General features: G+C 44.0%; 13 protein-coding genes and 1 pseudogene. 9 read left to right on the top strand and 5 right to left on the bottom strand.

Annotation, left to right across the window (positions count from 1 at the left end; translation table 11 throughout):
* Positions 1 to 5 precede the first annotated feature (5 nt).
* Positions 6 to 659 carry an OmpA family protein gene (locus tag PV763_RS12880; RefSeq protein WP_420937991.1) on the bottom strand — a complete coding sequence of 218 codons (654 nt, stop codon included), beginning with the start codon at positions 657 to 659 and terminating at the stop codon, positions 6 to 8.
* A 252-nt stretch (positions 660 to 911) separates the two neighbouring features.
* On the opposite strand from PV763_RS12880, the gene PV763_RS12875 reads away from it, so the two are divergent.
* The 6 genes from PV763_RS12875 to PV763_RS12850 all read left to right on the top strand — a co-directional run bounded on the left by PV763_RS12875 (position 912) and on the right by PV763_RS12850 (position 5,431).
* Positions 912 to 1,853 (top strand): acyltransferase, encoded by a 942-nt coding sequence (locus tag PV763_RS12875; protein ID WP_005247110.1) that lies wholly within the window; start codon positions 912 to 914, stop codon positions 1,851 to 1,853.
* A 2-nt stretch (positions 1,854 to 1,855) separates the two neighbouring features.
* The gene (locus PV763_RS12870; RefSeq protein ID WP_420937990.1) at positions 1,856 to 2,920 is read left to right on the top strand and encodes a preprotein translocase subunit SecA; all 1,065 of its coding nucleotides are present in this window, start codon (positions 1,856 to 1,858) and stop codon (positions 2,918 to 2,920) included.
* Between the two features lie 159 nt (positions 2,921 to 3,079).
* Positions 3,080 to 3,793 carry a septum site-determining protein MinC gene (gene minC / locus PV763_RS12865; protein ID WP_420937989.1) on the top strand — a complete coding sequence of 238 codons (714 nt, stop codon included), beginning with the start codon at positions 3,080 to 3,082 and terminating at the stop codon, positions 3,791 to 3,793.
* A gap of 66 nt (positions 3,794 to 3,859) precedes the next feature.
* Entirely contained in the window at positions 3,860 to 4,672 is an 813-nt protein-coding gene (gene minD, locus PV763_RS12860) for a septum site-determining protein MinD (RefSeq protein ID WP_004646120.1), read from the top strand.
* A gap of 2 nt (positions 4,673 to 4,674) precedes the next feature.
* Positions 4,675 to 4,947, top strand: coding sequence for a cell division topological specificity factor MinE (gene minE, locus PV763_RS12855; RefSeq protein ID WP_004279256.1), 273 nt, complete (start codon positions 4,675 to 4,677; stop codon positions 4,945 to 4,947).
* 196 nt (positions 4,948 to 5,143) lie between these two features.
* Positions 5,144 to 5,431, top strand: a complete 288-nt coding sequence (locus PV763_RS12850; protein WP_004279254.1) for a PA4642 family protein — start codon at positions 5,144 to 5,146, stop codon at positions 5,429 to 5,431.
* Positions 5,432 to 5,493: 62 nt separating this feature from the next.
* On the opposite strand, the gene PV763_RS12845 is transcribed toward PV763_RS12850, so the two are convergent.
* A complete protein-coding gene (locus PV763_RS12845) occupies positions 5,494 to 8,553 on the bottom strand; it encodes a DNA translocase FtsK (protein ID WP_420937988.1) in 3,060 nt (1,019 codons plus the stop codon).
* A 249-nt stretch (positions 8,554 to 8,802) separates the two neighbouring features.
* Between PV763_RS12845 and trxB the strand changes: the two genes are divergently transcribed.
* From trxB to PV763_RS12830, 3 genes are all read left to right on the top strand, one after another.
* On the top strand, positions 8,803 to 9,765 hold the full coding sequence (gene trxB / locus PV763_RS12840) for a thioredoxin-disulfide reductase (protein ID WP_004646117.1): 963 nt from the start codon (positions 8,803 to 8,805) through the stop codon (positions 9,763 to 9,765).
* A gap of 92 nt (positions 9,766 to 9,857) precedes the next feature.
* Positions 9,858 to 10,589 (top strand): leucyl/phenylalanyl-tRNA--protein transferase, encoded by a 732-nt coding sequence (gene aat, locus PV763_RS12835; protein ID WP_168386746.1) that lies wholly within the window; start codon positions 9,858 to 9,860, stop codon positions 10,587 to 10,589.
* Between the two features lie 21 nt (positions 10,590 to 10,610).
* Positions 10,611 to 11,426: an arginyltransferase gene (locus PV763_RS12830; protein WP_005251129.1), complete on the top strand. Its 816-nt coding sequence runs from the start codon at positions 10,611 to 10,613 to the stop codon at positions 11,424 to 11,426.
* Positions 11,427 to 11,438: 12 nt separating this feature from the next.
* On the opposite strand, the gene rimI is transcribed toward PV763_RS12830, so the two are convergent.
* From rimI to PV763_RS12815, 3 genes and pseudogenes are all read right to left on the bottom strand, one after another.
* Positions 11,439 to 11,900: a ribosomal protein S18-alanine N-acetyltransferase gene (gene rimI / locus PV763_RS12825; protein ID WP_420937987.1), complete on the bottom strand. Its 462-nt coding sequence runs from the start codon at positions 11,898 to 11,900 to the stop codon at positions 11,439 to 11,441.
* A 105-nt stretch (positions 11,901 to 12,005) separates the two neighbouring features.
* On the bottom strand, positions 12,006 to 12,887 hold the full coding sequence (locus PV763_RS12820) for a metal-dependent hydrolase (RefSeq protein ID WP_005251126.1): 882 nt from the start codon (positions 12,885 to 12,887) through the stop codon (positions 12,006 to 12,008).
* A 223-nt stretch (positions 12,888 to 13,110) separates the two neighbouring features.
* A pseudogene (locus PV763_RS12815) lies at positions 13,111 to 13,275 on the bottom strand (elongation factor Tu); the annotation flags it as partial.

The raw sequence follows: 13,275 nt of genomic DNA, 5'->3' as shown, positions 1-13,275 counted from the left end.
AAGAATTATTGAACTGCATATACCGCGATTTCTACACGACGGTTTTGCTCTTTACCTGCGGCAGTTGTATTGTCTGCAATTGGGTTCGCTGAACCTAAACCTTGAGCATTAATACGTGTACGTGAAACACCTTGGCCTGCCAAGTAAGTCGCTACAGAGTTTGCGCGTGCTTGAGACAATGGCAAGTTAATTGAGTCATTACCCGTGCTGTCTGTATAACCAGTTACAAGAATACCGCTCTTGTTATCTTCAGTTAATACTTGCGCTACTTTGTTCAAAGTGCCATAAAAGTTTGGTTTGATATTTGACTTGTTCGTGTCAAATGTAATGCTGCCCGGCATCACAAGGTTAATCGAACCATCTGCATTACGGTTAACGTCTACACCAGTACCAGCTGTTGCTTGACGTAATTTTTTCTCTTTATTATCAAGATAAATACCTGCTGCACCACCTACAACAGCACCAATTGCTGCTGCACGGTTGTTTTGACGGCTAGTATTTGCATTACTTTTAGAAACGCCGTAGCCAGCTGCAGAACCAATTAAAGTACCTAGAGCCGCTTTATCATATTCTACACCACCGATGTTACTGCCAGTTGATTGACAACCTGTTAGTGCTACGGCCCCTGCTACAGCTGCTGAAATTACTAGTGCACGCATCGCATGACTCCTTGTTGTATGCTTTGTTGTATAAGCGAGATAATGATTTAAATTGAATGGTGTAACCATTGAATTTTTGTTAATAATAAATCGTTTAGTAATATTTTGTAATGTTTATATGTAACTAAATCAAAGTAGTTCATCACAATATCTTCATAGTTTCCTGTTCAGGCTTTTTTATTTGCCTAACTGTCTCTATATTACTCAAAATATGAAAAATTTAAGCGATTAATCTGTGGGGACTGTTTGGATATGTCATCGAATAGCAACAAGCAACCGACTTTAAAAAAACTGGCACGTGGCCTGACGGTCACTTCAGTCATGACTGGCAGTACTTTTTTTCATGGCCCCCCGGTGCTGGCCTTGGGTTTAACCAAAATTTTTAAAAAATCCGCAAAAGTGGATGAAACCAATATCAAGATTACCAACAGCTGGTTAGGGGTCAACAACTGGCTAATTGAGCATGTGCTGAAAAACACGCAATGGCAAATCAGCGTAGATGAATCACTGGATTTGAATATGCAGGGCCGTTATTTGATGACCTGTAATCATCAGAGCTGGGTCGATACTACTGTCAATCAATACTTCGGTCTGACCCGTATGCCCCTGACGCGCTTCTTTACCAAATGGGAACTTATTTTTATTCCTTTTGTTGGTCAGGCCTTTAAAATTTTGGGTTTCCCAATGATGAAACGGCATAGCAAGGAACAGATTGCTAAAAATCCTGCGCTGAAATATCGGGATATGGAAGAGGCACGTAAATCCTGTGAACAGCTGATCAGTCAGCCTTTTACCCTGTTAAATTATCTGGAAGGCACCCGCTTTACCCAAGAAAAACATGATCAGCAGCAGTCTCCCTATACACATTTACTGAAACCTAAAGCCGGTGGCCTGGCATTAGCGCTCAGTATTCTCGGCGATAAAATTGATGCGCTAGTCGACATGACCATTGTTTATCCTGACGGTATTCCGGGCTATGGTGAATTCTGGTTAGGTGAAGTACCACGTATTGCGGTAAATTTAAGAAAAATTGATATTCCAGACTGGGTACTGGGCGGCAATTATGAAGATGATGCTGAATATCGTGCACGCTTTCAAAAATGGATTGATCAAATCTGGACCGAAAAAGATCAGCTCATCGCACAAATGCAGCAGAACTTTGCCCAAGCCCCGGTCGGATCTGTAACTGAGTAATTATGAAGAACGACAACCCGGACATTACGTCCAGCTCCTTTAAATTTGTTCGTAAAGGAACCTGGGGCTGGAAAATTGCACTGATTTACGACATTTTCATGATGGTTTTAATCATCATCAATCTGTTCTGTCTCAGTGCCAACGCCATTTTAATGAGCGATTTTGGTCAGTGGTTGTTTGACTTCATTCGTTTACCGGAAATCTTGCAGTTTTATAAAAGTGATTTACGCCCTTGGGTCATCATTACCGAGGGCTGGTTTACCACCTTCTTGGTCTGTGAATTACTGGCACGCTGGGTTATCGCAATTGTCCTGCGTCATCATCGACGCTGGTGGTTCTTCCCTTTTGTACACTGGTATGAAATTTTATCCATTATCCCTCAGCTACGTTTTCTGCGCCTGCTACGTGCAGTTGCAATTGGCTACAACCTGCATAGTCATGGTTATAAAGTAATTCCCAACCGCTGGTATCGCCAAGGTAACTTTTATTACAACATGCTGATGGAAGAGCTTTCTAGCCGGGTGGTACTGACCGTACTGGACGGTATTAAGCGTGAACTGACCACGAGCACATCACATAAACAGTTAATTGATGATTTAGTGGAACATCACCGTAAATTACTGGCCATTGCCTTGGCAGATATCTTGCAGGAATCTTTAGGCAAGGAATTACAGGCACAACGTTCCATGATCGCTAAAAATGTAGGGCAAGTAGTGAATCAGGCGATTGAAGATACTCCAGAACTAACCCAATTATTACGTTTGATTCCAATTGTTGGCAGCCGGATTGAACAGCAAATTCAAAGTATTGGTCAACGTTTGGGCGAAAATATCACGCAAGGACTGATTGAACCATTTACCCACACAGGTCAAAAAGAAAATCCGACTTTTACCCTAATTTCAGATAAAATCAGCCAGATTCAGATTGAACATAATCCACATATTGATAAATTGGTCGAATCGGCTGTTTTTGAAACACTTGAAGCAATCCGGAAACAGGTGAAAGTCAAACAGTGGCAACAGATTTTAGAAGAACATGAGCAAAATCAGAGCTCAATAGATAAGTAAAGTTTAAAGTACAGAATCAGATCAATCCGTCCGGTTCTGTTCGCATAAAAAAATAACTGAGATCGCTAGAGAATTACTGCAATTTGTTCTAGGATTTGCACTATTTACAACATTGCTTCGACACAAAACCAGCACGTCAGAAGTATTTAAGGAAGAATTATGGCTGATATACGGATAAAAGGCAGAATGGTCAATGCGATACGCATTAGCCTAGATACCAATGATCATGATGCAATCCGCCAGCAACTTAGCCCAAAATTACAAGCAGCATTTCCACCCGGCACTTTGGCAGTCATTGAAAGTTCAGTTGAACAGGAACTCATTGCGCTGATTCAACTATTAATCAGTCTGGATGTACAGCCTATGGCTGTTACTGAAGGCTTACTTGGAGATCAGGCACGTGCCATTCAGTTCCCGGTACTGCCACCTGATCGCCAGTTAGAAGAAATTAAAGCCACCAAAGAACAGGTCGTGGAAGTTAAACCAGAACCTACAGCGGTGAGTGATGATCAAGCCCCTGCTGCCCCTATCGTCGCGCATATCACCTCATATCATGATGAAATCCTGCGTACCGGCCAATGTATCGTGCAGCATAATGGCGACATTATTATTAATGCCGGTATCAACAGTGGTTCAGAAGTGATTGCTTCTGGCAATATTCATGTCTATGGCAGCGCACGTGGCCGTGTGATTGCGGGTGCGGGTGGTAATACTGCGGCACGTATTTTCTGTCATAGCCTCGAAGCAGAACTGATTTCGATTGCAGGAACCTATTGTGTGGCGGATGATATTCCACCGCATGTAGTTAAAAAATCTGTGCATATTTACTTGAATGATCAACTAGAGCTTGTATTTGAAGCTCTACAATTTTAATGTATAAATAAACACCAAAAACCCCATTTTAAACAGGGGATTTGAACCATAACAGGAGTGGATTCGGTGGCGAAAATTGTTGTCGTAACGTCAGGCAAAGGTGGTGTAGGTAAAACTACAACGAGTGCATCTTTTGCAACAGGTTTAGCCCTACGCGGTCACAAAACTGTTGTTATTGATTTTGATGTAGGTTTACGTAACCTTGATTTGATTATGGGCTGTGAACGCCGTGTAGTTTATGATTTTGTGAATGTTTTAAATAACGAAGCACGATTACAACAAGCACTGATTCGCGATAAAGATATTGAGAATTTATATATTTTACCTGCTTCCCAAACACGTGATAAAGATGCCTTAACCGATGAGGGTGTAGCACGTGTAATGGATGAGCTTTCGCAGGAATTTGACTATATTATTTGTGATTCACCTGCCGGTATCGAGCGTGGTGCCATTCTGGCCATGTACCATGCGGATGAAGCGATCATTGTGACCAACCCTGAAATTTCTTCAGTCCGTGACTCTGACCGTATCATTGGTATGCTCGATAGCAAAACAAAAAAAGTAGAACAAAACGAAGGTCGCATTCGTAAGCATCTGTGTATTACCCGTTTCAATCCGGAACGTGCCGATAAACAGGAAATGCTGACGATTGATGATATTTCTAAGGATATTTTACGTGTACCGACCCTAGGTGTTATTCCTGAGTGTCCAAGCGTTTTACAAGCATCAAATGAAGGTAAGCCAGTGATTCTTTTCACTGAGGCTTCAGCGGGTCAGGCTTATGATGACCTGGTGGCGCGTTTCCTTGGTGAAGAGCGTCCTTACCGTCATATTGAGGTAAAACCTAAGGGCTGGTTAGCACGACTATTTGGAGCGTAGACATGGCAGGATTCTGGAGTAAACTTTTTAGTGGCGAGGATAAACCATCAAGCGCACGGACTGCTAAAGACCGTTTGAAGGTGATCGTTGCATCCGAACAAGGCTTGGGTCGTCGCTTGAGCCAGGACAAAATTGACCAGATGAAAACTGAAATCATGCAGGTGGTCAATCGTTATGTTCGCGGTGTCGATGAACAGCATATTCAAATGCAGGTTCGTTCTGAAGCCAATATTGAAATGCTTGAAATGAATATCAATTTACCTGAAGAACGATAATCTGATTTTTGATTGGTCAAGTAAATTGATTCAAGGCAAAATATGAGAGTGGTAGAAATAGTAGTTTAGCTATATTCCGCCCACTTGAAGCATAGCTTCAAGTCTTGCGACTAGGCAAAGCAGTGCTTTGCTAATCTAGTCTCATATTTTGCCTTTTTTCATGCCGAAAAAACTACATTAGATCAAGGAAATTGCGATGGCATTATCTCAACCAGCGACATTTAACGAAGAATGGTCAGATGAGCGTGTATTTGCCTATTTAAATCAGCTTCCTCCTGCAGGTGTTAATGCTGATTTTCACGTGCTGTATCACGCTTTCAAGCATATGCGTCCATTCGATTATGAACGCCTGTTGACGAAATTTGTCGCTGATGGCCGTGATGTCAATGCAACCAATCCGGAAGGACAGCGGATTCATGACGTGATTGCCACTTTCCCGCGTCAAAGTGCCGAGTTTCTGGATGTATTAGCGAAGTTTGCCTGAGTCAAAAATACATAAAAAAGCCTGCTTTGAAAGCAGGCTTTTTTATTGAAGATACACTGAAACTAAACCAGAATCTCGCGTTTGCCGTTGGCCCCCATGCCGCTGACAATGCCATTTTCTTCCATCTGGTCAATGATCCGCGCAGCACGGTTGTAGCCCAGACTGAATTTACGCTGTAAGGATGAAGTGGAAGCCTTACGGGTTTCTAGTACAAATGCCACACACTGGTCATATAACGCATCGCGATCTGATCCACCGTCGCCACCATCTTCAAAACCGCGACCCGATGGCTCTTCATCAAACGGTGTCAGGATCTCGTCGACATAGTTTGGTGAACCACGTTCACGCCATGCATCACAGATCCGGTTGACTTCGTCATCAGCAATAAACGCACCATGTACACGCTCAGGTTCAATCTTACCCGGGCCGAGGAATAGCATGTCACCGTGACCGAGCAAGTCTTCTGCACCACCCGCATCCAGAATAGTACGCGAGTCGATCTTGGAGTTCACTCGCAATGCAACACGCGTTGGAATATTAGCTTTGATCAAACCTGTAATCACATCTACTGATGGACGCTGGGTCGCAAGCAACAGGTGAATACCGGCCGCACGTGATTTTTGTGCCAGACGGGTAATCATTTCTTCGGCTTTCTTACCGACCTGCATGATCATATCCGCGAATTCATCCGCGACAATTACAATCGAAGGCAACGGGGTTAAACGCGGTGCACGTTCACCCACAACAGAATCGCTCGCTTTCCAGGTTGGATCGATCAGGTCTTCACCATTGGCAATCGCCTCTTCCACCTTGCGGTTATAGTCACTCAGTTTACGAATTTTCAGGAAAGACATCAGCTTATAACGGCGTTCCATTTCATTGACACACCAGTTCAATGCACTCACCGCATCTTTCATGTCGGTCACAACTGGCGTCAATAAATGTGGAATATCGTTATAGTTAGCCAATTCCAGCTGCTTTGGATCAATCAGAATCAAACGCAATTCATCTGGGGTATATTTCAGCAACATCGATAAAATCATCGAGTTCACCGCCACCGATTTACCTGAACCCGTGGTCCCTGCCACCAGCATATGCGGTGCTTTACCCAGATCAGCAATCACCGGATTACCGGAAATATCCTTACCCATTGCCATGGAGAGGATGCTATTCGGATCAGTGAAAGCTGGAATAGTTAAAAGTTCAATTAAACGGACCATTTCACGGGTACTGTTCGGTACTTCAATTCCAATATACGGCTTGCCCGGAATGACCTCAACCACACGCACCGATGCCATCGACATCGAACGTGCCAGATCACGCGAAATATTGGTCACTTTAGAGGCTTTTACCCCTGGCGCCAGATCCAGTTCAAAACGTGTTACGACTGGGCCTGGCTGTGCTTCTACCACCTTGGCTTTGACATTAAATTCTTGCAACTTGATTTCAAGAAGTTCAGATAAACGTGCCAGCTGCTCTTCGGTAAAATTCACTTTTTTATTGGGATCAACTTCATCCAGTAAATCCAGACCTGGAAGCGGCGATAAATCTTTACGGCGCTCAACCACCTGCATGGCACGTGACATCGGACGGCCTGAAGCATCAGTTAAAGGCGCATCAAAATCAAACTCGTCTTCATCCTGTGGCTTGCCAGCCGTTTCTTGCCAGGCTTCTACAAATTCTTCTTTAGATAAAGCTTCGCGTACTGCTGCATGAGTTGCAGAAGGAGGAGATACTGGTTGCTCTATACCCTGATGCTGAATTGGTGCCTGTACAAATGCAGAAGATTGGGCATAGCTTGATGCACGTACTGGTGGGCTTGGCTCATCTTCTTCAATCAGCAAATCACCCAGGTCATCCAGATCGGCCTGTAATGCGCTATTTTTCACGACATGTGCAGTCGCCATAGATGCAATGACAGGCGCAACATTGGTCATGTCTTCTACAATTCTTGCCGTCTTTTCGGCTGGCGCTGTATTGAATGGGCTATGCACATCAGTCGCAGTTTTGCCTTGCGGAACCGCAGCCAGAAGTTCATCAAAGATTTCATCATCATCCCAGTCCAGGCCTGTATGTGAAGCCGATGCGGTTCTGGTGTGAGCATGAGTCTGTGCTGAAACAGGTTGAGGAGCGGCTATATGTGAGACTGGAGAATTAAGCTGTTCTTCTTCGGCTGCTTTGAGTAAGGCATCAATATCCTGTTTATGGCGCTGATCTTCATTTGAATGTAAGGCACGCCACACCTCGCCTGTCGCTACCACACGATCCGGCTGTTGAGGCACTTGCTGTGCTTGCTTAAGTGTCTCGACTGGCTCAGCAGCCTGCTGCTCAGCTTCAGGAATATCATCATAAAACTGCGGTTGTTGTGATTCTTTATCGGCAAAATCATCAAATAAGCGTTCAGCCACCTGATCACGTACCACCGGATCTATTTCTACCAGTTGATGCTCAGGCGCAGGTGTTACTGCAACCGCTACTTTTTTTGCACTAATGACTGGCTCTTTTTTGGCGACAGGTGCAGTCCGATCAAAATCAGACATGCCTTCAGGCACATTACGGTAGAACAGGTCTTGTAGATAAGCAGGCGTTGCTTTGAGGCTGCTCCAGGTCTTGTTCCACTTCACGCCAAAAGCCAAGGTAAATAACACCACCCAAAGCACCAGCAGGAAGAATGCTGCACCATAGACTGTCAGCAATTGTTCAAGACTCTGACCTAATTCATAGCCAATAATACCGCCGGAAGAATTATCCAGCGTATCAGCAGGGACTTGCCAGAATAAAAACAACAGCGCTGAGGTGGTCAGCAACAGGAAGAATTGTGCAGCATAGCGAAATGGCCGGTTCAGGAAGCTACGCGGCCACCAGACCTGAATCGCTTCCATAAACAGATAGACAGGGATCAGCAGACTTGCCCAACCGAGAAAGCCAAACAAAAGGTCTGCAATCCAGGCACCCGCTACCCCACTGGCATTCGAAACGGTCTGCGTATCACTGGAGATATGCATCCACCCCGGATCAAATGGCGTATAGGTCACTGTTGCAAGAAACAGATAAATCCCAAATGAGACTAAAAATAATGTCATTACTAAGCGCTGTGCATAGGCACTCGACACCGCTGTCATATACTGTCCTGTAACCAATTCTTCATGAATATTCTTTTGCTTCAATGCTTGAAAAAAGCGACGCAATAAAATACATATTATGCACCTGTTCTGTGAAAAAAGATGCACTATTGTGCAAGCACAATGTTACTTATGCTATATAGCCCAAATCGATTTCAATGATCAATAATATCGACTTTAATCTCACACCACTGTTATACAGTTTCACGTATAATTCAATAAATTTCTAAATAAAAAAGGATACAGCTGATGAGCGCACGTCACTCACGACTGATTATTTTAGGTTCTGGCCCTGCAGGCTATAGCGCAGCAGTATATGCAGCGCGTGCAAACTTGAAACCTACCCTGATTGCAGGCTTGCAACTGGGCGGTCAGCTGACCACGACGACTGACGTCGATAACTGGCCGGGTGATCCCGAAGGTTTGACTGGTCCAGCATTGATGGAACGTATGCAGGCACATGCAGAGCGTTTTGGCACTGAAATCGTGTATGACCATATCAATGAAGTGGATCTTAGCCAGCGCCCGTTCGTATTAAAAGGCGATATGGAAGAGTTCACCTGTGATGCCCTGATCATCTGTACCGGTGCAACTGCCCAATACCTCGGTCTGGAATCTGAAGCAGCCTATATGGGTCAAGGTGTCAGTGCTTGCGCGACTTGTGATGGTTTCTTCTATAAAAACCAGAAAGTCATGGTTGTAGGTGGTGGTAATACCGCTGTTGAAGAAGCGTTGTACTTATCCAATATTGCGTCTCACGTGACTCTGGTTCACCGTCGTGATTCATTACGTTCTGAAAAAATCTTGCAAGATCATTTATTTGCCAAAGAAAAAGAAGGCAAGATCAGCATTATCTGGAACCATCAAGTCGATGAAGTATTAGGTGATGCGCAATCTGGCGTGACCTCGGTTCGTCTTAAATCAACTCAAGATGACTCTACTCAAAACGTCGATGTGACGGGTATGTTTGTGGCGATTGGTCACAAGCCAAATAGCACCATGTTTGAAGGTCAGTTAGAGCTTCGTGACGGTTATATCCAGGTACAAAGCGGTACTGCAGGTAATGCAACCCAAACTTCGGTACCAGGTGTATTTGCAGCCGGTGATATTGCGGACAGCATTTACCGTCAGGCCATTACTTCTGCCGGTTCAGGCTGTATGGCTGCGCTTGATGCAGAAAAATATCTTGATGCGATGGGCAAACTAGACTAAGCAGCAAGAATAAAAAAGCCGTCCATTATGGACGGCTTTTTTATTGCTAGAATGAGATGATGATTTATCTATAGATTTATGTCGGGTCTGCCATGTCTTTACTTCCTCCCTCAGAATTCATTTTTCCCAATCCGATCGAGATTGATCCTGAAGGTGAAGGACTGATTTGTATTGGTGCAGACCTCTCCCCTTCCACACTTTTTGAAGCTTATACGCATGGATTATTTCCCTGGTTTTCAGAAGGTGATCCGATTTGCTGGTGGAGTCCGGAACCACGCTGCATTATTCGCCCCGAAGATTATCATCCAAGCAAATCCCTGCTACGTAATATGAAAAAGCAGGATTATAAAATTACGGTCAATCATGCTTTTGAAAGAGTGATTCGTTCCTGTTCATTGCCTCGTGCTTATGCAGACGACACCTGGATCAGTGAAGATATTATCGCAGGCTATTGCGACATGTTCGACGCAGGATATGGCTATAGCATTGAGGTCTGGGATGAAGATCGCGTCGTCGGTGGACTTTATGGTGTGACCATTGGTCAAGGCTGTTTTGGTGAATCCATGTTTAGTACGCAAACCGATGTTTCTAAAATGGCTTTCTACACTTTAATGCTGATTGGACAGGAAAATCAGCTGCCCTGGATCGACTGCCAACTGGTCAACAATCACCTGTTAAGCCTGGGTGCATGCACACTTTCTCGCCAAGCCTATCTTAATTCTTTACAAGATATTGTAAAAAAGCCTGCTATCGATTGGAAAAAGTATCAGGAAGGTGTATTTTCAAGTAAAACAATAGCGCAAAACGCGCGCTTAAGTGAATGAAAATAACAGAGGGTAGTTGTTATGAACTCTTATCAGCCAAAGGCCCTACTGAACGATTTACAGTACTATATTACGCCGCCGCATGATTGTAGCTATTTGCCCAACAAGTCAGCGCGCATGGTTTTTCTGGATCCTGCACATCGTATTGATGTAGTAACTTTATCGGAACTGTCACGTACCGGTTTCCGCCGCAGTGGTGATTTCGTCTATCGCCCCGAATGTCATCTGTGTCGTCAATGTCTGTCTTCGCGTGTACCCGTTGCTGAATTCCGCATGAACAGTTCACAAAAAAAAGCCGGGAAACGGAATCAGGATCTGGTGATGAAAATTACCAGTCCAGAGCACGCCGGTGACCTGCATTATGCGCTGTATGAACGCTATATCAATGAACGCCACGCAGATGGCGATATGTTCCCACCCACTCGGGATCAGTTCGAAAAATTTTTATTACAAAGCTGTACCGACAGCTTCTTTCTAGAGTTATGGCAAGGTGAGCGTCTAATCAGTGTTTCAACCTGCGATCTGCTGGATGATGGCATCTCTGCCGTCTATACCTTCTTTGATCCGGATGAAAATCGCCGCTCACTCGGTGCTTTTGCGATCTTGAAACAGATTGAACATGCACAAAAGCTGGGCTTGCAATTTATCTATCTGGGTTATTGGGTACCGCATTCTAGCAAGATGAATTACAAATCTCAGTATCTGCCACTGGAACTCTTGATCGATGGACAATGGCGACGTTTAAATCATGCCCTGAGTGCCACGGAGATTCAGCACTTGGGAAACTCATTAATGACGACCTTACCCAGCGGATGGAATCACCAGATTATTAAATAAGGTCGTCAGCTTTTATGATTTAAACAGACTGGCAAAATCATCCGTACATGCTTTCACCATAATGATGGCATGTTCACGGCTTCCGTTGGCATTTGGATAATAGTTCTTACGCAGATCAATCTGATGAAATCCTGATTTTTCATATAGCTTGATCGCAGCCAGATTACTCTCGCGCACTTCCAGGAAAATCTGCACCGGATTATTTTTTAGCATGGCCACTGAAGCCTCCAGCAACTGATAGCCCAAGCCCTTGCCTTGCTGTGCCGGATCAATTGCCATGAGCAATAAATTGGCTTCATCCAGCACCGGTTGTAAAATACAAAATCCGACCACCTGCCCTTTTATTTCAATCACGGTACTTTGATAAGCTGTTACAGCATCTTCGAACTGTTTTAAAGTCCAGGGATGTGATTGAACCGACCTTTCAATCTTTGCCACGGCTTCTACATCCGCTGCTTGCATTAAACGAATCATCTTCGTTCATCTTATATAGAATCAACCTTCGCATTATAGAAACTTCATCCAAAAAATCGAGCAAAAAAAAGAGCGATTTTAATCGCTCTTTGATCTTCAGTTCTGTCACAGACCCAATTTGGCTTTCCAAGTCGCCAACAACTGATCTGTATGATGATCATTCGGATGGAATCCCGGTTTAAAATACATCAGCATTTCTTTCGCCATACCCGTAATGACACCTTTAGAAGGACTATAGGCATAGGTATAAATGGCTTTTAAGGACTCAAGATTAAACTGCTGATCCTGTTTAAGCAAACGGGCAAGGAAATAGCTTTGCACCACAAATAAGGTTGCCATTGCGATGACCAAGGAAGACGTACGCAGTGCATAGGCTTTTAGGCCTTTGCCAAAAACCCCCTCAAAGACATCATAAGCGACTGCTTTATGTTCATTTTCCTCGATGGCATGCCATAACCACATGGTTTTCATGGTTTCATCTGTCATCAATTCCTGAATGTGGCTATTGGTCAAAAGCTGTGAGGCAATGGTTGCAGTGAAATGCTCAAGTGCCGTGGTTGCAGTCAAATCTACCATTTCTTGGGTAATTCCCACAGGCTTACCCAGTTTAGCCATGACTTTACGTGTCGTTTGAATGACTTTATCGGTATAATGATCAAGCGTCTCGACATCATGCCCATGTTTTTGCGCAGATGCATTAAAGCCGATATGCTCGTGAGTATGCATGGCTTCCTGACCAATAAAAGCGGAAATTTCTTTTTGTAATGCTTCATTATTGGCAATTGCAGGATGTTTACGCACCGCACGGACTGAATCTATAAAAAACTTTTCTCCCGCTGGAAATAGCGCAGATAATGCCGTCATAAAATGAGTGAGACCTGCTGAACCATTCATCCAATATTCCGGTACAGCATCAAAATCAAAGTTCATGCGACGAACTGGAAAACTAGCACCGGCACGATTGGTAATATTTACTTTCGCATTCATGTGACCACTCCCATCAGGCCAATCCAGGCCCGAAAATTTAATATTCATATTCTTATCTGTATATTACGTGGTAATTTTTTTTACATAAGTGCAGTTTAGGTCAAGCCGATATCAGATAAGGACAGCTTTTAAAATCATTGTCAGACAATTTATTTTTAGTTTTATAAAAGTTTAGATCAAAAAAAAGCGCCTCAAAGAGGCGCTTTTCTTACACAATCAGCGATTATGCAGTTACTTTAGCAACTACACCAGCACCAACTGTACGACCACCTTCACGGATCGCAAAACGTAGACCTGGGTCCATTGCGATCGGGTGGATTAGCTCTACTGACATCTCAACGTTGTCACCAGGCATAACCATTTCCACGCCTTCTTTAAGCGCGATCGC

It is taken from the genome of Acinetobacter sp. AS5 (genome assembly GCF_048957595.1).
GTDB lineage: Bacteria > Pseudomonadota > Gammaproteobacteria > Pseudomonadales > Moraxellaceae > Acinetobacter.
This window is presented reverse-complemented; position numbering and strand designations above follow the sequence as displayed.

Excerpts from the sequence above, each read along its gene's own strand:
- PV763_RS12830 (WP_005251129.1), top strand. The coding sequence starts at position 10,611 with ATGAACTCTTATCAGCCAAAGGCCCTACTGAACGATTTACAGTACTAT.
- minC (WP_420937989.1), top strand. The coding sequence starts at position 3,080 with ATGGCTGATATACGGATAAAAGGCAGAATGGTCAATGCGATACGCATT.
- PV763_RS12845 (WP_420937988.1), bottom strand. The coding sequence starts at position 8,553 with ATGACAGCGGTGTCGAGTGCCTATGCACAGCGCTTAGTAATGACATTA.
- aat (WP_168386746.1), top strand. The coding sequence starts at position 9,858 with ATGTCTTTACTTCCTCCCTCAGAATTCATTTTTCCCAATCCGATCGAG.
- PV763_RS12820 (WP_005251126.1), bottom strand. The coding sequence starts at position 12,887 with ATGAATGCGAAAGTAAATATTACCAATCGTGCCGGTGCTAGTTTTCCA.
- rimI (WP_420937987.1), bottom strand. The coding sequence starts at position 11,900 with ATGATTCGTTTAATGCAAGCAGCGGATGTAGAAGCCGTGGCAAAGATT.
- PV763_RS12870 (WP_420937990.1), top strand. The coding sequence starts at position 1,856 with ATGAAGAACGACAACCCGGACATTACGTCCAGCTCCTTTAAATTTGTT.
- trxB (WP_004646117.1), top strand. The coding sequence starts at position 8,803 with ATGAGCGCACGTCACTCACGACTGATTATTTTAGGTTCTGGCCCTGCA.
- minE (WP_004279256.1), top strand. The coding sequence starts at position 4,675 with ATGGCAGGATTCTGGAGTAAACTTTTTAGTGGCGAGGATAAACCATCA.
- PV763_RS12850 (WP_004279254.1), top strand. The coding sequence starts at position 5,144 with ATGGCATTATCTCAACCAGCGACATTTAACGAAGAATGGTCAGATGAG.
- PV763_RS12875 (WP_005247110.1), top strand. The coding sequence starts at position 912 with ATGTCATCGAATAGCAACAAGCAACCGACTTTAAAAAAACTGGCACGT.
- PV763_RS12880 (WP_420937991.1), bottom strand. The coding sequence starts at position 659 with ATGCGTGCACTAGTAATTTCAGCAGCTGTAGCAGGGGCCGTAGCACTA.